This window comes from Streptomyces ficellus (genome assembly GCF_030406405.1).
GTDB classification, from domain to species: domain Bacteria; phylum Actinomycetota; class Actinomycetes; order Streptomycetales; family Streptomycetaceae; genus Streptomyces; species Streptomyces ficellus_B.
Genome location: NZ_JAUEPL010000022.1, coordinates 1 through 20708 on the forward strand (window position 1 = coordinate 1; position 20708 = coordinate 20708).

Genomic DNA, 20708 nt, shown 5'->3' on the forward strand with positions numbered 1-20708 from the left:
GCCGCGCGCCCCGCCGGCGACCGCCCGGTCCGCCGCACGCGCACGGCGCGGGCCGGGCGGGCGGGGGCGGGCGGGAGCTGGCCCTTCAGGGGACCCCACTCGTTCGGGTCGGGGACGCCCGGCGGCAGCATCTGGCGCCGCTTGGGTCCGCCGTGCTCGGATTCGCCCGGCTCCTTGGCGCCCGGCCACGCCTTGGCGACGCGGGCGGCCAGCACGAAATCCTTGCGCAGCGGGTGGCCCTCGAAGCCGTCCGGCAGCAGCAGCGGCACCAGGTGCGGGTGGTCGGTGAACGTCACGCCGAACATCTCGTGCGTCTCGCGCTCGTGCCAGCCCGCGCCCGCGTACACGCCCACGGCGCTCGGCAGGGCGGGCGCGTCGTGCGGCACGGTCGTGCGCAGCAGGAGCCGCCTCACCCGGCGGCTCTCCAGGGCGACGACATGGGCGCAGACACGGAAGCCGGTGCCCCGCTCGTCGACCGCGCTCAGCCAGTCGAAATACGTGCAGCCCAGCTCGTCCCGGGCCGTCTCCAACGCGGCCGTCCAGGACTCGGCCGGCACGTCGACGGTCAGGAGGTCATACGTCCGCTCGGCCGTCGCGTCCTCGCCGAAGACCTCGGTGACGGCCTCGGGAAGACGGTCGTAGGCGTTCACGCCGTACCTCCCGGAGGGAGCACCAGACCGCTGCGGAGCCGGCCGGTGGGCGTCGCGCGCCCGTGGCCGTACCGCTCGCCCAGGGATTCGCGGGCGATCTTCTCCTGGAGCTTGAGGATGCCCTGGAGCAGTGCCTCGGGGCGCGGCGGGCAGCCGGGCACGTACACGTCCACGGGGATGATCTGGTCGACGCCCTTGGTGACGGCGTACGAGTCCCAGTACGGACCGCCGCAGTTGGAGCAGGCGCCGAAGGAGATGACGTACTTGGGCTCGGGCATCTGCTCGTACAGCCGCTTCACGGCGGGCGCCATCTTGTCCGTCACCGTCCCGGAGACGACCATCAGGTCCGCCTGGCGCGGGCCCGGTGCGAACGGGATCACGCCGAGCCGGATGAAGTCGTGCCGGGCCATCGACGCGGCGATGAACTCGATCGCGCAGCAGGCGAGCCCGAAGTTGAAGACCCACAGGCTGTAGCGGCGGCCCCAGTTCAGGACCACCTTCATGGGCTCGGGTGCGAGCCGCGAGAGGGCTCCCAGCCGCTTCGGCTCGGGAAGATCGACAGGGGTCACGTCCATGTCAGGACGCCCTTCTTGTACGCGTAGAGCAGTCCCACGGCAAGGAAGCCGAGGAAGATGAACATCTCGACCAGCGTCGTGGCGCCGTAACCGGGTGCGGCGAAGACGGTCGCCCACGGGAAGAGGAAGATCGAGTCCACCGCGAAGATGACGTACAGAAAAGCGTAGACGTAGTAGCGGACCTGGGTGTGTGCCCAGCCCTCCCCCACCGGGTCGACGCCGCATTCGTACGTCAGGAGCTTCTCCGGCGTCGGTACGACGGGCCGCAGCAGCCGCCCCGCCCCGAAGGCCACCGCGACGAAGAGGACCCCGAGCAGGGCGAGCAGGCCGACGACCGAATAGCTCTGGAAATAGTCGACGGCGAGTACGGTGGATACGCTCAATACGGTCGGTTCCGGCACGTCCGCGCCCCTCGCTCCCTGCCCTCGCGCCTCGCGGCGATGCTTATGCGATCTGTACGCACGCGAGTCTAGGCCCTGGCAAAGCGCGGGTAATCAGCTGTGCCGCACTTCAAGGGGTTACGGCCGGAGTCGGACCGGGGCGTGGTCGCCGACACGGCCGCCGTCGCCTCCCGCTGCGCCGTGCCGGTCCGGGTGGAGCTGGATCTGCCGGCCCGGCCCGCACCGGCCATCGAGGGCATCGCCTACTTCACCGTCTCGTAACTGCTCCAGAACGTCTCCAAGCACGCCCGAGCCAGCCGTGCCACCGTCGGCGTATGGCGAGTGGAGGACAGGCTGATGCTCCAGGTGACGGGCGACGGCCGGGGCCGTGCGGACATAACCGCGGGCAGCGGCCTTGCGGGGCTGACCGTACGGCTGGACGCGGTGGACGGGATCCCCGCCGTGCGTTCGCCGGCCTGAGGGCCGACGACGATCACCGCCGAGCTGCCGTGGCGGGGCTGATGCCGCCCGGCCCGCCGACCCTCCCCCGGCCCGCTGTCCCCGCAGGGCGATGGCGAGTTATCCACAGACCAGCCCATGAGCGTCCGGAGGCTGGGATGCTGGTCGCAGACGCGGGAACCGCGTCGGGCGCATCGAGCCATGGGGGAGGCAGGGCCGTGGTGCAGGACAGGGTGCGGTTGGTCGCCGAGGATTCCGTACTCCTTCGGGAGGGACCGACCCGGCTGCTGACCGACCGGGGCTGACCTACCTGAGCAGCTGACGTACGAGGTCGGCCGCACGGCCTAGAACCAAAGCATGAGACGGGAGCGTCGCTACCCAAGGACGCGGGGGGAGACGAAGCATGATGATCCAGGGCGTAAGGGCGAAAAGGCGTCCATCATATGAGCGGTCCAGGGAGGGCGACCCTTACGGACGTAGGGTGGACCTTGGGACGGCAACGGCCGCGGTCGGCCGGCGGTCTCCCGAGCGTTCCCCCGCCGACGGCGGGGAGACCCCTTGTCTCGAGGGAGGTCCAGTTCAGTGACCAGCCAGGTCAGTAGCCCAGCCGAGCAGGCCGACGGAGCCGGTGGGGCCAACGAGGTCAGCCAGGCGAACGAGGCTCTCGTCGGGGAGCAGCGCGGTGGCGGGCAGCACGGCGCGGTGAAGGAAGTACGCCGTCTGGACCGGGTCATCATCCGCTTCGCGGGTGACTCCGGCGACGGTATGCAGCTCACGGGTGACCGCTTCACGTCGGAGACGGCGTCGTTCGGCAACGACCTGTCGACCCTGCCGAACTTCCCCGCCGAGATCCGGGCCCCCGCCGGCACGCTGCCGGGCGTCTCCTCGTTCCAGCTGCACTTCGCCGACCACGACATCCTCACGCCGGGCGACGCGCCGAACGTCCTGGTCGCGATGAACCCCGCCGCGCTGAAGGCGAACATCGGCGATGTGCCGCGCGGCGGCGAGATCATCGTCAACACGGACGAGTTCGCCAAGCGCGCCATGGCCAAGGTGGGCTATGAGACCTCCCCGCTGGAGGACGGCTCGCTGGACGGGTACCGCGTGCACCCGGTGCCGCTGACGACGCTGACGATCGAGGCGCTGAAGGACTTCGGGCTGCCCCGCAAGGAGGCCGAGCGCTCCAAGAACATGTTCGCGCTCGGGCTCCTGAGCTGGATGTACCACCGGCCGACCGAGGGCACGGAGAGGTTCCTGCGGCAGAAGTTCGCCAAGAAGCCGCAGATCGCCGAGGCGAACGTGGCCGCGTTCCGGGCGGGGTGGAACTTCGGCGAGACGACCGAGGACTTCGCCGTCTCCTACGAGGTCGCCCCGGCCACGCAGGCGTTCCCCACCGGCACGTACCGCAACATCTCGGGGAACCTGGCCCTGTCGTACGGGCTGATCGCCGCCTCCCGGCAGGCCGATCTGCCGCTGTACCTGGGCTCGTACCCGATCACGCCGGCGTCCGACATCCTCCACGAGCTGTCCAAGCACAAGAACTTCGGTGTGCGGACCTTCCAGGCCGAGGACGAGATCGCCGGCATCGGCGCCGCCCTGGGCGCCGCCTTCGGCGGATCGCTGGCCGTCACCACCACCTCCGGGCCCGGTGTGGCGCTGAAGTCCGAGACGATCGGGCTCGCGGTGTCGCTGGAGCTGCCGCTGCTGGTCGTCGACATCCAGCGCGGCGGCCCGTCGACGGGTCTGCCGACCAAGACGGAGCAGGCGGACCTGCTCCAGGCGATGTACGGGCGCAACGGCGAGGCGCCGGTGCCGGTCGTCGCGCCGAGGACCCCGGCGGACTGCTTCGACGCGGCGCTGGACGCGGCACGTATCGCGCTCACCTACCGCACCCCGGTCTTCCTGCTCTCCGACGGCTACCTCGCCAACGGCTCCGAGCCCTGGCGCATCCCGGACCTGGACGAGCTGCCGGACCTGCGGGTGCAGTTCACCACCGGTCCCAACCACACCCTCGCCGACGGCACTGAGGTCTTCTGGCCGTACAAGCGTGACCCGCGGACCCTGGCCCGCCCCTGGGCCCTGCCCGGTACGCCGGGGCTGGAGCACCGCATCGGCGGCATCGAGAAGCAGGACGGCACGGGCAACATCTCCTACGACCCGGCCAACCACGACTTCATGGTCCGCACCCGCCAGGCCAAGGTGGACGGCATCGACGTGCCGGACCTGGAGGTCGACGACCCCAGCGGGGCGAGGACGCTGGTGCTGGGCTGGGGATCGACGTACGGCCCGATCACCGCCGCCGTACGCAGGCTCCGCACGGCCGGCGAGTCCATCGCGCAGGCCCACCTGCGCCACCTGAACCCGTTCCCGAGGAACCTCGGCGATGTACTCAAGCGGTACGACAAGGTCGTCGTGCCCGAGATGAACCTCGGCCAGCTCGCCACGCTCATCAGGGCGAAATATCTGGTCGACGCGCACAGCTACAACCAGGTGAACGGCATGCCGTTCAAGGCGGAGCAGCTTGCCACGGCTCTCAAGGAGGCCATCCATGACTGAGGCGCTGAAGCTGGTGCCCAAGGCCGAGGCGAAGCAGTCCATGAAGGACTTCAAGTCCGATCAGGAAGTGCGCTGGTGCCCCGGTTGCGGTGACTACGCGATCCTCGCCGCCGTGCAGGGCTTCATGCCCGAGCTCGGACTGGCGAAGGAGAACATCGTCTTCGTCTCCGGTATCGGCTGCTCGTCCCGCTTCCCGTACTACATGAACACCTACGGGATGCACTCCATCCACGGACGCGCCCCCGCGATCGCGACCGGCCTGGCGTCCTCCCGTACCGACCTGTCCGTCTGGGTGGTCACGGGCGACGGCGACGCGCTCTCCATCGGTGGCAACCACCTGATCCACGCGCTCCGCCGCAACGTCAACCTCAAGATCCTGCTGTTCAACAACCGGATCTACGGCCTCACCAAGGGTCAGTACTCGCCGACGTCCGAGGTCGGCAAGATCACCAAGTCGACGCCCATGGGCTCGCTCGACGCGCCGTTCAACCCGGTGTCGCTGGCGCTCGGCGCGGAGGCGTCGTTCGTGGCCCGGACGGTCGACTCGGACCGCAAGCACCTCACCGAGGTCCTGCGCGCCGCCGCCGACCACCCCGGCACCGCGCTCGTGGAGATCTACCAGAACTGCAACATCTTCAACGACGGCGCCTTCGACGCACTGAAGGACAAGCAGCAGGCGGAAGAAGCGGTGATCCGCCTGGAGCACGGGCAGCCGATCCGATTCGGGCCCGAGGGTTCGAAGGGTGTCGTGCGGGACGCGGCCACCGGCGATCTGAAGGTGGTGCCCGTGACGGCCGGGAACGAGGCGCAGGTCCTGGTGCACGACGCGCACAGCGCGAGCCCCACCACGGCGTTCGCGCTCTCCCGGCTCGCGGACCCGGACACGCTGCACTACACGCCGATCGGTGTGTTCCGGTCCGTCGACCGGCCCGTCTACGACACGCTGATGGCCGACCAGCTCGACACGGCCATCGAGCAGTACGGCAAGGGAGACCTGGCCGCGCTGCTGGCGGGCAACGACACCTGGACGGTCATCGGCTGACGCCCGCGCACTGAAGACGCGTCGGCGGACACGTCGGCAAGGCCCGGGGCTCCCTCAGGAGTTCCGGGCCTCGTCGTATGCCGTGCGCGCGCGCTGGACGGCGTCGACCTTCTCCTCCGTCCACCGCGCGAGGGACCACACCTGCTCGGCGGCCTCCTTGCCGAGCGCGGTGAGTGAGTAGTCCACACGCGGGGGGATGACGGGCTTGGCGTCGCGGTGGACGAATCCGTCCCGTTCCAGGGTCTGGAGGGTCTGGGCGAGCATCTTCTCGCTGACCCCGCCGATGGAGCGGCGCAATTCGCTGAAGCGGTACGGGCGCTCCAGCAGGGCGGCCAGGATGAGCACGCCCCAGCGACTGGTGACGTGTTCGAGGACGACGCGGGAAGGGCACATCGCGTCGTTGACGTCCGGCTTCGTCACCTTCCTTACGCCCACCTTCCTTACGCTCATGCCAGTACCTTACTTCAAGGTGGGTACTTTCCAATAGTTAGCGCTCTCCGTACGGTGGTGTGCGCACCCCAGGAACGGAGAGATCCCCCGTGAGCATCGTTGTCACCGGAGCCACCGGACACCTCGGCCGCCTCGTCGTCGACGCCCTGCTGGACCGCGGCGTCCCGGCGGCCGGCATCGCCGCCGTCGTACGCGACAAGCAGAAGGCGGCCGGTCTGGCGGCGCTCGGCGTCGAGCTGCGCATCGCCGACTACAGCCACCCCGAGACGCTGGCGGACGCCTTCGAGGCAGGCGACCGCGTCCTGCTGGTCTCCGGCAGCGAGGTGGGCCGGCGCGTACCGCAGCACACCGCCGTGATCAGCGCGGCCAAGGCGGCGGGGGTCGCACAGCTCGCGTACACCAGCGTCCTGGGCGGCCCCGACGCCGACTTCGACCTGGCCGCCGAGCACAGGATCACCGAGCGGCTGATCCTCGACGCGGGCCTGCCGTACACGCTGCTGCGCAACGGCTGGTACACCGAGAACTACACCGAGAACCTCGCCCCGGTCCTCGAACACGGCGCCGTCGTCGCCAACGCGGGCGAGGGTCGTGTCGCCTCCGCCGCCCGCGCCGACTACGCCGCCGCTGCCGCCGCCGTCCTGACCCAGGAGGGCCACCTGGGCACGGCGTACGAGCTGAGCGGCGACACCGCGTGGTCGCTTGCCGAGTACGCGGCGGAGGTCGCCCGCCAGTCCGGCAAGGCCATCGCGTACACCAACGTGCCCGCCGAGACGCACCTGGCCATCCTCACCGGCGCCGGGGTCCCCGAGGCGTTCGCCGCGATCCTCGTCGATGTCGACAAGGCGATCGAGCGCGGGCGGCTGGCCCGCACGAGCGGCGACCTCGCGCGCCTGATCGGCCGCCCGACGACCCCGCTCGCCTACACGGTGGCGCAGGCGCTCCAGCGGCTGTGACGCATGCGTCATGACCGTATCGCGGTACGGGCATGACAGCCCGCCTCGCGCGGCGCTACCTTCGTCCGCAGGGCAGGTGCGGGACAGGGCAGGCGAAAGGCGGCGGCCAGTGGCGGCGAAGAGCGGCGGCGAGCAGCGGGCAGGACTCCTGTACGGCGTGGGCGCCTACGGCATGTGGGGGCTCGTGCCCCTCTTCTGGCCCCTGCTGAAGCCGGCCGGGGCCATCGAGATCCTGGCTCACCGTATGGCGTGGTCGCTGATCGTCGTCGGTATCGCCCTGCTCGCGCTGCGCCGCTGGGGCTGGATACGCGAGCTGCTGCGGCAGCCTCGCAAGCTCGGCCTGATCGCGGTCGCCGCGACGGTCATCACGGTCAACTGGGGCCTGTACATCTGGGCCGTGAACACCGGCCATGTCGTCGAGGCGTCCCTCGGTTACTTCATCAACCCGCTGGTCACCATCGCCATGGGCGTACTGCTGCTGAAGGAGCGGCTGCGGCCCGCGCAGTGGGTGGCGGTCGGCACCGGCCTCTCGGCGGTGCTCGTGCTGGCGGTCGGTTACGGACAGCCGCCGTGGATCTCCCTCACCCTCGCCGTCTCCTTCGCCGTGTACGGCCTGGTGAAGAAGAAGGTCAACATCGGGGGTCTGGAGTCGCTGGCGGCGGAGACCGCCGTCCAGTTCCTGCCGGCGCTGGCGTACCTGCTGTGGCTGGGCTCCCAGGGCTCGGCCACCTTCGGCACGGCGGGCGCGGGGCACGCGGCACTGCTCGCCGCGACGGGCGTGGTCACCGCCGTGCCGCTGGTCTGCTTCGGCGCGGCGGCGATCCGGGTGCCGCTGTCCACCCTGGGCCTGCTGCAGTACCTCGCGCCGGTCTTCCAGTTCCTGCTGGGCGTCGCCTACTTCCACGAGGCGATGCCGCCTGAGCGATGGGCGGGCTTCTCGCTGGTCTGGCTGGCCCTGACGGTCCTCACGTGGGACGCGCTGCGGACGTCACGGCGTACGCGGGCGGAGGCGGCAGCGGCGGCGCTGAGCCTGGCGGCGGAGACGGTCGGCGGCACCGTGCGGCCGGTGACCCCGCCGCGCGAAGAGGCGCCCAAGGTCTAGGTCTCCCAGGCCGGAGCCAGGGCCGCCGGGCCGCCGGCCCGGAGCAAGGACCGCCCGGCCGCCGGGCCTCCAGGACAGGGGCAGGGTCTTCGATACGCCTATCTCCCGGCCGGCGTCCTTGGTGAGGTGAGCCCCTGTGCGCGTCATGGCTCCTCCTCCCGTTCCGGTTTACCGGCGCCCGTTCCGGTACGGGCGCGGTGGGACCGCACCTTGTGGCGGTTGCCGCACCGTTCCATCGCGCACCAGCGGCGGCGGCCCGGGCGGGAGGTGTCGACGAAGAGCAGGGTGCAGTCGTGCGCGCCGCATTCGCGGACGCGGTCCGCGTACGGGCCGGTGAACAGGTCGATGGCGTCCCGGGCGATCGTCGACACCAGCCCGGCCACGCTCGCGCCGGGCGCCCACTCGCGCCGCCCGGCCACCGTCATGCGGACCACCAGCGGCGGTGCGGCCGCCGCAGCGTTCACCACGGCGAGATCGGCGACCGCGAGGGCGCGGCCGTGCGCGCGGGCGGCGGTGAGCCCGTGCAGGGCGTCACGCAGCTCCCGTACCGCCGCGAGGTCCCGCTCCCCGACCGGCCGCAGCCGCAGGCCGGGGGCGAGGCGGCTGGCGGCCACCCAGGCGAGCAGCCCGCCGGGGGTGTCGAGCACCTCGTACCGGGCCAGGGGTCCCGGGCCGCCCGTGGGCAGCAGCTCCAGGCACAGCGCGCCCGGATCGAAGCGGTACGGCTGCCCCTCCGGCGTGTGCAGCGTCAAACCCGTTGCCGACCAGCTCACGTAACCAATATAAGTGGTTACATGACGACGCTCCACTGGAAGCTTGTGATCGACGCGGCCGACCCGCACGCCCAGGCCGACTTCTGGGCCGAGGCCCTCGGCTACCTGGTCGAGGACAACAGCGCCCTCATCGACCGGCTGATCGGCCTCGGACACGTGACGGAGAAGCTGACCGTCCAGGCGCACGGCCGCCGTGCATGGCGGGATCTGATCGCCGTCCGGCATCCGGACGATCCGTACCAGGAGGAGACCGGCACCGGACTCGGCAGGCGACTGCTCTTCCAGCGCGTACCGGAGCCGAAGACCGGGAAGAACCGCCTCCACCTCGACCTGCACCCCGCGCCCGGGCAGCGGCAGGCGGAGGTGGCACGGCTCAAGGCCCTGGGCGCGACCGTCCTGCGCGAGGTCAGGGAACCCGGCGGCGAGTGGACGGTGATGGCGGACCCGGAGGGCAACGAGTTCTGCGTGCACTGAGGAGCGGGTTCCGCGCGCACCGCGAGGTGTCCGCTACGGCTCCTCTTCCTCCCACCGGAAGCCCGCCAGGCCGCCGGCGTCGGCCTCCTCGGCCTCGTACGCCGCCGGGCGGGCCAGTCGCGACCAGAGGGTGAAAGCGCAGATCAGCACACCGATCACGCACAGCATCCAGAAAGCGAAGTACACGAAGACGTACGCCACGAACGCGAGGAGCAGATCCAGCAGGAAGAGCCAGGAATCCCGGATCACGGCCCCTCCCCCGGCCCCTTGCCGCGCCGCCCGGGTCGGCGAGGGGAACCGAGGAACACCACGGCACCCAGCACGGCGAGCAGCGCCAGCATGGCCACAAGCACGTCGAAGACACCCAACTCGCCGAACCGGTGCCAGAGACCGGGGAATTCCGCTGGGCCGTGCGCATGCTCCCGCATTCCCGCAGCATCCCCCTCGGGCCCGCCACGCGGAACACCCGTGTCCCAACGGCCGTGCGGCATTGACCATTCCGCGATACGCCCGCCTGTTCGAGATCCGAACACGTATGACCGGATTCCGCTCTTGACGGTGAGTCAACCTCTCGCTGAACATTCAGCACGCACATCGCACCAGTAGCTCCAACGCCCCGCGCCGATACGGCCGGGGCGTCTCGCACGTTCCGTTCCATCCCCGTACGGAATCCGGAGCCCCCACATGAACGTCTCCGAGCACCACATACCCAGACGTACCGCCGCGACCGCCGCACTCACCCTCGCCCTCGCCGGCCTCCTCGCCACCACCGCCCCCGCCGGAGCCGCAGCGCCGGCAGCCCCCGCCGCCCCCGCCGCGGAAACGGCAGCCGCAGCCGCAGCCGCCGCCCCCGACATACCCCTCGCCAACGTCAAGGCGCACCTCACCCAGCTCCAGTCGATCGCCACCGCCAACGGCGGCAACCGCGCCCACGGCCGCCCCGGCTACAAAGCGTCCATCGACTACGTGAAGGCGAAGCTGGACGCGGCCGGATTCACCACCACCGTCCAGCAGTTCACCTCCAGCGGCGCCACCGGCTACAACCTCATCGCCGACTGGCCCGGCGGCGACACCAACCAGGTCCTCATGGCCGGCGCCCACCTCGACTCCGTGTCCTCGGGGCCGGGCATCAACGACAACGGGTCCGGTTCCGCCGCCGTGCTGGAGACCGCGCTCGCCGTATCCCGCGCCCAGTTCAAGCCCGCCAAGCACCTCCGCTTCGCCTGGTGGGGCGCGGAGGAGCTCGGCCTGGTCGGCTCGAAGCACTACGTCAACAGCCTGCCGACGACCGAGCGCGCCAAGGTCGCCGGCTACCTGAACTTCGACATGATCGGCTCGCCGAACCCCGGCTACTTCGTGTACGACGACGATCCGGCGATCGAGAAGACGTTCAAGGACTACTTCGCCTCCATCGGCGTCCCGACCGAGATCGAGACGGAGGGGGACGGCCGGTCCGACCACGCCTCGTTCAAGAACGCCGGCATCCCGGTCGGCGGCCTGTTCACCGGTGCGAGCCGTACGAAGACCAGCGCGCAGGCGCAGAAGTGGGGCGGTACGGCGGGCCAGGCATTCGACCGCTGCTACCACTCGTCCTGCGACACCACGTCGAACATCAACGACACCGGGCTCGACCGCAACAGCGACGCGCTGGCGCACGGCGTATGGACGCTGTCCGCCGGTACGACCGAACCGCCGCCGACCGGGGACACGTACGAGAACACCGCCGACGTCGCCATCCCGGACAACGGCGCGGCCGTGACCTCGACGGTCACGGTCTCGGGCCGCAGCGGCAACGCGCCGGCCGCGCTCCAGGTCGGCGTCGACATCGTCCACACCTGGCGCGGCGACCTGGTCGTCGACCTGCTCGCGCCCGATGGCACGGCGTACCGCCTGAAGAACTCCAGTTCCTCGGACTCGGCGGACAACGTCAGGGCGACCTACACGGTGGACGCCGCCGGCGAGGCGGCGAACGGCGCGTGGAAGCTGCGGGTCCAGGACGTCGCTTCCCAGGACACCGGCTACATCAACGCCTTCCGCCTGACGTTCTGAGCCTGTGCGCGTCTGAGCCCCGAGCGTTCCGCGCGTAAGCACGGCAGCCGTACGTGGGAGGCGTCGGCCCCCACGTACGGCTGCCCCGACCGCCTGACCGCGCTACTTGGCGCCGTTCGCCGCGTCGACCAGCGCCTGCTGGGTGACCGCGCCCACGTACACCGTGCCGTCGTCCGTGAGCAGCGCGTTGACCAGGCGCGTCGTGAAGACCGTGCCCGTGCCGAACTTCCCGGTCACCTTGTCGCCGAGCGCGTCCAGGAACTGGCCGGCCTCCGCCGGGACGCCCTCGCCGCCCGGGGCGGTGAGCGTGGCGATGGACGTCCAGCCCTCGCCGATGACGTTCAGACCGTCGAACTCCTCCGCTCCCGCTCCCGAAGAAGCGAAGGGACCGGACGGAGCGTCCTGAGCGTCCGGCTCCGCGGCCCCGGCCGGCGCCTCCGTCACCTTCGCGCCCTTGGGCGGCGCGAAGTCGAACACCGACGCGGCGGGCTTGGCGAAGTCCACCTTGGTGAACCCCGCGTCGATCGCCGCCTTGCCGCCCCCGCTCGGCGTGAGCGTGAACTTCAGCGGTACGCCGTTCCCCGCGTCCACCGCGACCTTGATCGACCCGATGGTCGACCCGCTCTGCTTCGGCTTGATGACCAGCTGGTACGCGTCGCGCCCGGCGACCCGGGCCGTACCGTCGACCGTCACCGACGTCGTGTCGTCCACGGCCTTGAGCGCCTGGTCCACCAGGTCCTTCGGGGTGGCCGGCACGTCCTCCGCCGGGGCCTCGGCCGCGCCGCTGCCGCCGCCTCCCGCCATGTGCACGGCCTCGTTGGACGCGCTGTCGTACGCCCACACGTCGTCGCCGTTGTGGATCAGGCTGTACTCGTCGGCGTCGTCCAGGATGGACAGCCGCTGCTTGTCCGGCCCATCCGCCGCGACCCGCAGCGTGTGCGTGCCGGTGGCCAGCTCCATCAGCTTGGCCTGCGGATCGGCGGCAGGCCCCTCAGCCGAACCCGAACCGGAACCCGAACCCGAACCCGAACCGGAAGACGAACCGGAACCCGAACCGGAGGCCGCACCCGACGCGAGACCTTCGAGCCCGGCGAGCGACGGAAGGCCGAGGTCCGTCGTGATCTTCACCGTGCCGGAGAGCTGCTGCGCATCCGAAGCGGCGATCTTCTCGATCAGCTCCTGTGCCGTGATCTTCGGCAGCTCGGGGTCGCCGGATGCCGCGAGCGCCGGGACGAGCCCGATCGTCGCCGCCGCCACCCCCGCCACCGCGACCGGTACCGCGTAACGCGCCATGCCGCGGCGCCCGGTGCTGTCGTTCGGTGCCATGTATGCCTACCTCCGTGGTCAGCGAGCCATCTGCCTCAATCTGACCAAAACGGCACCGCACAGGCGTCAGCCCCCGGGCTCAACTTCCGTACTGCTCAAGGATGACCCCGACCCGGAGCGTCCCTACCCCGCCCGGTGCACCACCAGGTCGCACAGCTCCTCCAGCGCCGCCTTCGCATAGCACTCCGGCAGTGGCGCCAGCGCCGCCCGCGCCTCCTCCGCGTACCGCACGGTGTCCCGCCGCGCCTGCTCCAGCGCCGGGTGGGCGCGCAGCCGCCGCAGCGCCTCCGCGTGCCGCGCGTCGTCCGTCAGGTCGCCGTCCAGCAGCTCGACCAGCTCCACGTCGCCCGCCAGCCCGGACGCCGCCGCCCGCGCCCGCAGGTGCAGCACCGGCAGCGTGGGGATGCCCTCCCGCAGATCCGTACCCGGGGTCTTGCCGGACTCGTGGGAGTCGGAGGCGATGTCCAGGACGTCGTCGGCGAGCTGGAAGGCGACGCCGAGCCGCTCCCCGTACTGCGTGAGGGTGTCCACGGTCCGCTCGTCGGCGCCCGACATCATCGCGCCGAAGCGTCCCGAGACGGCGATCAGCGAGCCGGTCTTGCCGGCGATGACGTCCAGGTAGTGCTCGACCGGGTCGCGCCCGTCCCTGGGCCCTGCCGTCTCCAGGATCTGCCCGGTGACCAGCCGCTCGAAGGCCTCCGCCTGGATGCGTACCGCCTCGGGGCCCAGGTCCGCCAGGATGTGCGAGGCGCGCGCGAAGAGGAAGTCACCCGTCAGGACGGCCACCGAGTTGCCCCAGCGGGCGTTGGCGCTCTCCACCCCGCGGCGTACCTCGGCCTCGTCCATCACGTCGTCGTGGTACAGCGTCGCCAGGTGTGTGAGCTCGACCACGACGGCCGAGGGCACGACACCCGGCGCGTGCGGGTCGCCGAACTGCGCGGCGAGCATCACCAGCAGCGGACGGAAACGCTTGCCCCCGGCCCGTACGAGGTGCTGTGCCGCCTCGGTGATGAACGGCACGTCGCTCTTGGTGGCATCGAGGAGTCCTGCCTCGACGGCCGCCAATCCGGTCTGGACATCGGCCTCAAGAGCCTGGTCCCGCACGTTCAGCCCGAACGGCCCGACTGCGGTCACGAGGGGATCTCCTGTCTGGTGACGATCACACGGATTGTCGATGTGTCGCTGGATTCACTCAAGTCAGCGTATCCGGTTCCCTTTCGATCACCGTGGGCGCCTTCCAGCCTCCACCGGTATGTTCATGAACAGCTCATACGATGGCGAGTGCGGCTTTTGTCCGGACGCGGTGCGGCTCCGGGACCGCGTCCCGCCGCCACCTGGAGAACCGCGTTCCCTGTACGGCACGCTGATCTAACGTGTCCCCCACACACGTGGAAAGCGAGGCAAGCACCGATGCCCGAGCAGAGCCCGCTCGACCTCGCCGAAGGCGACCCCTTCGGCCCGCACAACCTTCCGTACGGCGTCTTCACGACCGCCGACGAGCCCGGCCGCCGCCGGCTCGGCGTCCGCATCGGCGACCACGTCCTGGACGCGGGGGCCGCGGCGCACGCGCTGGGCTCGCCGTACGCGACGCTGCTCGCCCAGCCCAGCCTGAACGCGCTGCTCGCCGCCGGCCGCACCGCCTGGCGCGACGTCCGCCGGGCGCTCACCGCCTGGGTGACGGTCCCCGCCCACCGCCCGGACATCGAGCCGCTGCTGCACCCCCTGTCCGACGTGACCCTCCACCTGCCGTACGAGGTCGCGGACTACGTCGACTTCTACGCGTCCGAGCACCACGCCACCAACGTCGGCAAGATCTTCCGCCCGGACGGCGAGCCGCTCACCCCGAACTGGAAGCACCTCCCGATCGGCTACCACGGCCGCTCGGGAACGGTCGTCGTCTCCGGCACCGAGGTCACGCGCCCGGCCGGCCAGCGCAAGACCCCCGCCGACGCCGCCCCCCTCTTCGGCCCGTCGCTGAAGCTCGACATCGAGGCGGAGGTCGGCTTCCTCGTGGGTGCGCCCTCCGAGCTCGGCCGCCCCGTGCCGCTCGCCTCCTTCCGCGATCACGTCTTCGGCCTGACGCTCCTCAACGACTGGTCGGCGCGTGACATCCAGGCGTGGGAGTACGTCCCGCTCGGCCCCTTCCTGGGCAAGTCCTTCGCGACCTCCGTGTCCGCCTGGGTCACGCCCCTCGAAGCGCTGGACGCCGCCCGGGTGGCGCCCCCGGCCCGGGACCTCCCCCTCCTGCCGTACCTGGACGACGGCGACGACGAGGAGCCGGGCGGTTTCGACCTGCACATCACGGTACGGATCAACGGCGAGGTGGTCTCCGAGCCGCCCTTCGCGTCCATGTACTGGACGGCCGCCCAGCAGCTGGCCCATATGACCGTCAACGGCGCCTCGCTCCGTACGGGCGACCTCTTCGGCTCCGGCACGGTCAGCGGCCCGGAGGTGCACCAGCGCGGCTCCCTCCTGGAGCTGACCTGGAACGGTCAGGAGCCGCTCGAACTGTCCACCGGCAAGCGGACGTTCCTGGAGGACGGCGACGAGGTCACGCTCACGGCCTGGGCCCCGGGCCCGGACGGCACCAAGGTCGCCCTCGGCGAGGTCACGGGCCGCATCGCACCGGCCCGCGCCTAGAACAGCGGTCGGCGGGGGCCGCTCACGGCACCCCGCCGACCACCCACTGCTCCCGGCTCTCCGCCCTCCGCTACCGGACGAAGACCCCCGCCTGACCGGCCAGGTCCAGGAAGTACTGCGGCGCCACGCCCAGGAGCAGCGTCACCGCGACCCCCACGCCGATCGTCGTCATCGTCAGCGGTGAGGGGACGGCGACCGTCGGGCCCTCCGGCTTCGGCTCGCTGAAGAACATCAGCACGATGACCCGGATGTAGAAGAACGCGGCGATCGCGGACGAGATCACACCGACCACGACCAGCGCCGCGGCGCCGCCCTCCGCCGCCGCCTTGAACACCGCGAACTTCCCCGCGAAGCCGGACGTCAGCGGGATTCCGGCGAAGGCGAGCAGGAACACCGCGAAGACCGCCGCCACCAGCGGTGAACGCCGCCCGAGCCCCGCCCACTTGGACAGGTGCGTCGCCTCACCACCGGCGTCGCGCACCAGTGTGACGACGGCGAACGCCCCGATCGTCACGAAGGAGTACGCGGCCAGGTAGAACAGGACGGACGACACCCCGTCGGGCGTGGCCGCGATGACACCGGCCAGCATGAACCCGGCGTGCGCGATCGACGAGTACGCGAGGAGGCGCTTGATGTCGGTCTGCGTGATCGCGACGATCGCGCCGCCCAGCATGGTGACGACGGCGACGCCCCACATGACCGGCCGCCAGTCCCAGGCCAGCCCGGGCAGCACCACGTACAGCAGCCGGAGCATCGCGCCGAACGCCGCGACCTTCGTCGCCGCCGCCATGAAGCCCGTGACCGGGGTCGGCGCCCCCTGGTAGACGTCCGGGGTCCACATGTGGAACGGCACCGCGGCGACCTTGAACAGCAGCCCCATCAGCACCAGCGCGACACCGATGAGCAGGAGGACGTCATTGCCCATGGTGGCGGCGAGCGCCGGATCGATCGCCGCCACGGACCCGTCGACCACGTCCGCGATGCGCGCGTACGACACGGAGCCCGCGTACCCGTACAGCAGGGCGATGCCGAACAGCAGGAACGCCGAGGAGAACGAGCCCAGCAGGAAGTACTTGACCGCTGCCTCCTGCGACATCAGCCGCTTGCGGCGGGCGACGGCGCACAGCAGGTACAGCGGCAGGGAGAAGACCTCCAGCGCGATGAAGAGCGTCAGCAGGTCGTTGGCCGCCGGGAAGACGAGCATCCCGCCGACCGCGAACAGCATCAGCGGAAAGACCTCGGTGGTGGTGAAACCCGCCTTGACCGCGGCCTTCTCCTGGTCGCTGCCGGGTACGGCGGCGGCCTCGGCGGCGAAGGAGTCGATCCGGTACCCGTGGTGGGCCGGGTCGAGCCGCCGTTCGGCGAAGGTGAACACGGCGACCAGCGAGGCCAGCAGGATGGTGCCCTGGAGGAACAGCGCGGGCCCGTCCACCGCGATGGCGCCCATCGCGGCGATGCCCGCCTTGGTGGAGCCGTACCCGCCCGCCGCGAGGCCGACCACCGCCGCGAAGGCGGCGGCCAGCGCCACGACGGTCAGGAACACCTGCGCGTAGTAGCGCGCGCGGCGCGGGACGAACGCCTCCAGCAGGATGCCCACCACGGCGGCGCCCACCACGATCAGCGTGGGTGCCAGCTGGGCGTACTCGATGGTCGGCGCCCCGATCTTGTCGACCGGCTCGGCAGCCGTCGTCCACAGGCTGTGGACGACGGGTACGGCTGATGCAGTCACTTGGCCGCCTCCACCTCGGGCTTGGGGTCCTTCTGCTGTACGTCGGACATGGTGTGCCGCACGGCCGGCTCGACGATCTCGGTCAGCGGCTTGGGGTAGACGCCCAGGAAGAGCAGCAGCGCGATCAGCGGCCCGACGACCACCAGCTCACGCACCCGCAGATCGGGCATGGCCCGCACTTCGGGCTTCACCGGGCCCGTCATCGTGCGCTGGTACAGCACCAGCGTGTAGAGCGCGGCGAGCACGATGCCGAAGGTGGCGATGATCCCCGCCACCGGATAGCGGGCGAACGTGCCCACCAGGACGAGGAATTCACTGACGAACGGCGCGAGACCCGGCAGCGACAGCGTGGCCAGACCGCCCACCAGGAAGGTGCCGGCGAGCACCGGCGCGACCTTCTGCACGCCGCCGTAGTCGGCGATGAGCCGCGAGCCGCGCCGCGAGATCAGGAACCCGGCCACCAGCATCAGCGCGGCCGTCGACAGCCCGTGGTTGACCATGTAGAGCGTCGCGCCGCTCTGGCCCTGACTGGTCATGGCGAAGATGCCCATGATGATGAACCCGAAGTGGGAGATCGACGCGTACGCGATCAGCCGCTTGATGTCCCGCTGCCCGACCGCGAGCAGCGCGCCGTACACGATGCTGATCAGCGCCAGCACGATGATCGCCGGCGTCGCCCACTTCGACGCCTCCGGGAAGAGCTGGAGGCAGAAGCGGAGCATCGCGAACGTGCCGACCTTGTCGACGACCGCCGTGATGAGCACGGCGACCGGGGCGGTCGCCTCGCCCATGGCGTTGGGCAGCCAGGTGTGCAGCGGCCACAGGGGTGCCTTCACCGCGAAGGCGAAGAAGAAGCCCAGGAACAGCAGCCGTTCCGTGTTCGTGGCCATCTCCAGCTGCCCGCTCGCCCGCGCCTCGGCGATCTCCGTCAGCGAGAAGTTCCCGGCGACGACGTACAGCCCGATGACGGCGGCCAGCATGATGAGCCCGCCGACCAGGTTGTAGAGCAGGAACTTCACCGCCGCGTACGACCGCTGGGCCGCCGCGTTCTCGTCGGTGCCCGCGTGCGCGCGGTCCCCGAAGCCGCCGATGAGGAAGTACATCGGGATGAGCATGGCTTCGAAGAGGATGTAGAAGAGGAAGACGTCGGTGGCCTCGAAGGAGAGGATCACCATCGCCTCGACCATGAGGATCAGGGCGAAGAAGCCCTGCGTCGGCCGCCACCGCTTCGCGTGCCCCGCGGCGGGGCCGCTGTCGGACACAGCCAGGGAGTCGGCGTCGTGCCAGCCGGCCAGGATGATGAACGGGATCAGCAGGGCGGTGAGCGCGATGAGCGCCACCCCGATGCCGTCCACGCCCAGTTCGTACCGCACGCCGAAGTCCTTGATCCAGGCGTGCGATTCGGTGAGCTGGTAGCGGTCGCCGCCGGGCTCGAACCGGATGGCCACGAGCGCGGCGAGTACCAGCGTGCCGAGCGAGACGGCCAGCGCCAGCCACTTGGCGGCCGTGCGGCGCGTGGCCGGGACGGCGGCGGTGAGGATCGCACCGACGGCGGGAAGCGCCGCCGTCGCGGTCAGGAGGGGGAACGACATGGCCGTCACACTCCCCTCATCAGCAGGGTCGCGGCGATCAGCACCGCCGTACCTCCCAACATCGAGACCGCGTAGGAGCGGGCGAAGCCGTTCTGCAGCTTGCGCAGCCGGCCGGACAGTCCGCCGACCGAGGCGGCGGTGCCATTGACGACCCCGTCCACCAGGGTGTGGTCGAGATACACCAGGGAGCGCGTGAGGTGCTCGCCGCCGCGGACCAGGACGATGTGGTTGAAGTCGTCCTGGAGCAGATCGCGCCGGGCGGCCCGGGTGAGCAGCGAGCCGCGCGGGGCGACGACCGGCACGGGCCGGCGGCCGTACTGCGCGTACGCGATGCCCACACCGATCAGCAGGACGACGACCGTGGAGACGGTCACCGTGGCGGCGCTGACCGGCGGGTGCCCGTGCTCGAAGTCGGTCACCGGCCTCAGCCAGTTGACGAACGCGCCGTTCAGCGAGAAGAGCGCGCCCGCGAAGACCGATCCGAAGGCCAGCAGGATCATCGGGATCGTCATGGACCTGGGCGACTCGTGCGGGTGCGGCATCTCGCCCGGGTGGACCTCGATGCCGGGCTCGACGCTGGGCGCCGTGTCCGGGTCGGGGGCGGGCTGCCAGCGCTTCTCGCCGAAGAACGTCATGAGCATCACGCGGGTCATGTAGTACGCGGTGATGCCGGCGCCCAGCAGGGCGACCCCGCCGAGGATCCAGCCTTCCGTGCCGCCCTTGGCGAAGGCAGCCTCGATGATCTTGTCCTTGGACCAGAAGCCGGAGAGCCCCGGGAAGCCGATGATCGCCAGGTAGCCGAGCCCGAAGGTCACGAAGGTCACCGGCATGTACTTCCGGAGGCCCCCGTACTTCCTCATGTCGACCTCGTCGTTCATGCCGTGCATGACCGAACCGGCGCCGAGGAACAGCCCGGCCTTGAAGAAGCCGTGCGTCACCAGGTGCATGATCGCGAAGGCGTACCCGACGGGACCGAGTCCGGCCGCCAGGATCATGTAGCCGATCTGCGACATCGTCGAACCGGCCAGCGCCTTCTTGATGTCGTCCTTGGCGCAACCGACGATCGCACCGAAGAGGAGCGTGACCGCGCCGACGACCGCGACCGCCAGCTGTGCGTCCGGTGCGGCGTTGAAGATCGCGCCCGACCTGGTGATGAGGTAGACCCCGGCGGTCACCATGGTGGCCGCGTGGATCAGGGCCGAGACCGGGGTCGGGCCCTCCATCGCGTCACCGAGCCAGGACTGCAGCGGCACCTGCGCGGACTTGCCGCAGGCGGCGAGCAGCAGCATCAGCCCGATGGCCGTCAGCATCCCTTCCGACGTCTCGCCCGTGGCGGCCAGCACCGGCCCGAAGGCGAACGTCCCGAAGGTGGTGAACATCAGCATGATGGCGATCGACAGGCCCATGTCGCCGACCCGGTTGACCAGGAAGGCCTTCTTCGCGGCCGTGGCCGCGCTGGGCTTGTGCTGCCAGAAGCCGATGAGCAGGAACGACGCGAGACCGACGCCCTCCCAGCCGAAGTACAGCAGCAGGTAGTTGTCGGCGAGGACGAGCAGCAGCATCGCCGCGAGGAAGAGGTTCAGGTAGCCGAAGAAGCGGCGCCGGCGCTCGTCGTGCGCCATGTACCCGATCGAGTAGACATGGATGAGCGTGCCGACACCGGTGATCAGCAGAACGAAGGTCATCGACAGCTGGTCGAGCTGGAAGGCGACGTCCGCCTGGAAACTCTCCACCGGCACCCAGCTGAACAGGTGCTGGCGCAGGGTCCGTTCCTCTGCGCCCCTGCCGAGCATGTCGAAGAAGAGCACCGCCCCGATGACGAAGGAGGCGGCGGCGAGCACGGTGCCGAGCCAGTGCCCGGCCCGGTCCAGGCGCCGGCCGCCGCACAGCAGGACGGCCGCTCCCAGCAGAGGCGCCGCGACGAGCAGCGCGATCAAGTTCTCAGCGTTCTCCACGAG

Annotated in this window: 19 protein-coding genes and 2 pseudogenes; 9 read left to right on the forward strand and 12 right to left on the reverse strand. The window is 70.6% G+C overall.

From position 1 onward, the window contains the following. The 3 genes from QWM81_RS16040 to QWM81_RS16050 form a co-directional block, all read right to left on the reverse strand. Positions 1-650 (reverse strand): NADH-quinone oxidoreductase subunit C (locus tag QWM81_RS16040; protein ID WP_290112670.1); only part of this gene is annotated, 650 nt, incomplete at its 3' end. Beyond that, the gene (locus QWM81_RS16045) at positions 647-1225 is read right to left on the reverse strand and encodes an NADH-quinone oxidoreductase subunit B (RefSeq protein WP_290112672.1); all 579 of its coding nucleotides are present in this window, start codon (positions 1223-1225) and stop codon (positions 647-649) included. The genes QWM81_RS16045 and QWM81_RS16040, both read right to left, overlap by 4 nt. Further along, positions 1216-1626: an NADH-quinone oxidoreductase subunit A gene (locus QWM81_RS16050; protein WP_290112673.1), complete on the reverse strand. Its 411-nt coding sequence runs from the start codon at positions 1624-1626 to the stop codon at positions 1216-1218. The genes QWM81_RS16045 and QWM81_RS16050 overlap by 10 nt, the downstream gene beginning before the upstream one ends. Before the next feature lie 129 nt (positions 1627-1755). Between QWM81_RS16050 and QWM81_RS16055 the strand changes: the two are divergent. The 4 genes and pseudogenes from QWM81_RS16055 to QWM81_RS16070 form a co-directional block, all read left to right on the forward strand. Next, positions 1756-2085: pseudogene (locus QWM81_RS16055) on the forward strand (sensor histidine kinase); the annotation flags it as partial. Between the two features lie 200 nt (positions 2086-2285). Beyond that, a pseudogene (locus tag QWM81_RS16060) lies at positions 2286-2366 on the forward strand (DNA-binding response regulator); the annotation flags it as partial. A gap of 280 nt (positions 2367-2646) precedes the next feature. After that, complete coding sequence (locus tag QWM81_RS16065) at positions 2647-4620, forward strand: 2-oxoacid:acceptor oxidoreductase subunit alpha (RefSeq protein ID WP_290112674.1); 1974 nt, start codon at positions 2647-2649, stop codon at positions 4618-4620. Further along, positions 4613-5662 (forward strand): 2-oxoacid:ferredoxin oxidoreductase subunit beta, encoded by a 1050-nt coding sequence (locus tag QWM81_RS16070; protein WP_290112675.1) that lies wholly within the window; start codon positions 4613-4615, stop codon positions 5660-5662. The genes QWM81_RS16065 and QWM81_RS16070 overlap by 8 nt, the downstream gene beginning before the upstream one ends. 54 nt (positions 5663-5716) lie before the next feature. On the opposite strand, the gene QWM81_RS16075 is transcribed toward QWM81_RS16070, so the two are convergent. Continuing rightward, positions 5717-6112, reverse strand: coding sequence for a winged helix-turn-helix transcriptional regulator (locus tag QWM81_RS16075; RefSeq protein WP_290112676.1), 396 nt, complete (start codon positions 6110-6112; stop codon positions 5717-5719). Between the two features lie 89 nt (positions 6113-6201). Between QWM81_RS16075 and QWM81_RS16080 the strand changes: the two genes are divergently transcribed. After that, a complete protein-coding gene (locus QWM81_RS16080) occupies positions 6202-7065 on the forward strand; it encodes an SDR family oxidoreductase (protein ID WP_290112677.1) in 864 nt (287 codons plus the stop codon). 172 nt (positions 7066-7237) lie between these two features. Then, positions 7238-8167 (forward strand): EamA family transporter RarD, encoded by a 930-nt coding sequence (gene rarD, locus QWM81_RS16085; protein ID WP_435372380.1) that lies wholly within the window; start codon positions 7238-7240, stop codon positions 8165-8167. 143 nt (positions 8168-8310) lie between these two features. On the opposite strand, the gene QWM81_RS16090 is transcribed toward rarD, so the two are convergent. Further along, positions 8311-8940, reverse strand: coding sequence for a CGNR zinc finger domain-containing protein (locus QWM81_RS16090; protein WP_290112679.1), 630 nt, complete (start codon positions 8938-8940; stop codon positions 8311-8313). A gap of 21 nt (positions 8941-8961) precedes the next feature. Here QWM81_RS16090 and QWM81_RS16095 point away from each other — a divergent pair, with 21 nt between their 5' ends. Then, positions 8962-9414, forward strand: coding sequence for a VOC family protein (locus QWM81_RS16095; protein WP_290112680.1), 453 nt, complete (start codon positions 8962-8964; stop codon positions 9412-9414). Positions 9415-9447: 33 nt separating this feature from the next. Here the strand turns inward: QWM81_RS16095 and QWM81_RS16100 are convergent, their stop codons facing one another. Then, on the reverse strand, positions 9448-9663 hold the full coding sequence (locus QWM81_RS16100; protein WP_290112681.1) for a hypothetical protein: 216 nt from the start codon (positions 9661-9663) through the stop codon (positions 9448-9450). Next, positions 9660-9842 (reverse strand): hypothetical protein, encoded by a 183-nt coding sequence (locus tag QWM81_RS16105; protein ID WP_290112682.1) that lies wholly within the window; start codon positions 9840-9842, stop codon positions 9660-9662. Before QWM81_RS16105 ends, QWM81_RS16100 begins: the two co-directional genes overlap by 4 nt. A gap of 256 nt (positions 9843-10098) precedes the next feature. Here QWM81_RS16105 and QWM81_RS16110 point away from each other — a divergent pair, with 256 nt between their 5' ends. Beyond that, on the forward strand, positions 10099-11463 hold the full coding sequence (locus tag QWM81_RS16110; RefSeq protein WP_290112683.1) for a M28 family peptidase: 1365 nt from the start codon (positions 10099-10101) through the stop codon (positions 11461-11463). A 102-nt stretch (positions 11464-11565) separates the two neighbouring features. Here the strand turns inward: QWM81_RS16110 and QWM81_RS16115 are convergent, their stop codons facing one another. Together QWM81_RS16115 and QWM81_RS16120 are read right to left on the reverse strand one after the other, a co-directional pair. Then, a complete protein-coding gene (locus QWM81_RS16115) occupies positions 11566-12789 on the reverse strand; it encodes a LolA family protein (protein ID WP_290112684.1) in 1224 nt (407 codons plus the stop codon). Positions 12790-12912: 123 nt separating this feature from the next. Then, positions 12913-13923: a polyprenyl synthetase family protein gene (locus QWM81_RS16120; protein ID WP_290112685.1), complete on the reverse strand. Its 1011-nt coding sequence runs from the start codon at positions 13921-13923 to the stop codon at positions 12913-12915. Positions 13924-14199: 276 nt separating this feature from the next. On the opposite strand from QWM81_RS16120, the gene fahA reads away from it, so the two are divergent. Further along, the gene (fahA, locus tag QWM81_RS16125; RefSeq protein ID WP_290112686.1) at positions 14200-15429 is read left to right on the forward strand and encodes a fumarylacetoacetase; all 1230 of its coding nucleotides are present in this window, start codon (positions 14200-14202) and stop codon (positions 15427-15429) included. Between the two features lie 70 nt (positions 15430-15499). Here the strand turns inward: fahA and nuoN are convergent, their stop codons facing one another. Genes nuoN through nuoL form a run of 3 tightly spaced genes read right to left on the reverse strand, consistent with a single transcriptional unit; the run spans position 15500 to position 20705 of the window. Beyond that, a complete protein-coding gene (nuoN, locus tag QWM81_RS16130; RefSeq protein WP_290112687.1) occupies positions 15500-17158 on the reverse strand; it encodes an NADH-quinone oxidoreductase subunit NuoN in 1659 nt (552 codons plus the stop codon). Further along, a complete protein-coding gene (locus tag QWM81_RS16135) occupies positions 17155-18750 on the reverse strand; it encodes an NADH-quinone oxidoreductase subunit M (protein WP_290112688.1) in 1596 nt (531 codons plus the stop codon). Before QWM81_RS16135 ends, nuoN begins: the two co-directional genes overlap by 4 nt. Before the next feature lie 5 nt (positions 18751-18755). Then, on the reverse strand, positions 18756-20705 hold the full coding sequence (gene nuoL, locus QWM81_RS16140; RefSeq protein WP_290112689.1) for an NADH-quinone oxidoreductase subunit L: 1950 nt from the start codon (positions 20703-20705) through the stop codon (positions 18756-18758). Positions 20706-20708: the final 3 nt, after the last annotated feature.

What these genes read in the sequence shown, in the direction of transcription:
- QWM81_RS16135 (WP_290112688.1), bottom strand. Translation starts at nt 18,750, where the DNA reads ATGTCGTTCCCCCTCCTGACCGCGACGGCGGCGCTTCCCGCCGTCGGT.
- QWM81_RS16095 (WP_290112680.1), top strand. Translation starts at nt 8,962, where the DNA reads ATGACGACGCTCCACTGGAAGCTTGTGATCGACGCGGCCGACCCGCAC.
- QWM81_RS16045 (WP_290112672.1), bottom strand. Translation starts at nt 1,225, where the DNA reads ATGGACGTGACCCCTGTCGATCTTCCCGAGCCGAAGCGGCTGGGAGCC.
- rarD (WP_435372380.1), top strand. Translation starts at nt 7,238, where the DNA reads ATGTGGGGGCTCGTGCCCCTCTTCTGGCCCCTGCTGAAGCCGGCCGGG.
- fahA (WP_290112686.1), top strand. Translation starts at nt 14,200, where the DNA reads ATGCCCGAGCAGAGCCCGCTCGACCTCGCCGAAGGCGACCCCTTCGGC.
- QWM81_RS16110 (WP_290112683.1), top strand. Translation starts at nt 10,099, where the DNA reads ATGAACGTCTCCGAGCACCACATACCCAGACGTACCGCCGCGACCGCC.
- QWM81_RS16115 (WP_290112684.1), bottom strand. Translation starts at nt 12,789, where the DNA reads ATGGCACCGAACGACAGCACCGGGCGCCGCGGCATGGCGCGTTACGCG.
- QWM81_RS16075 (WP_290112676.1), bottom strand. Translation starts at nt 6,112, where the DNA reads ATGAGCGTAAGGAAGGTGGGCGTAAGGAAGGTGACGAAGCCGGACGTC.
- QWM81_RS16105 (WP_290112682.1), bottom strand. Translation starts at nt 9,842, where the DNA reads ATGCGGGAGCATGCGCACGGCCCAGCGGAATTCCCCGGTCTCTGGCAC.
- QWM81_RS16070 (WP_290112675.1), top strand. Translation starts at nt 4,613, where the DNA reads ATGACTGAGGCGCTGAAGCTGGTGCCCAAGGCCGAGGCGAAGCAGTCC.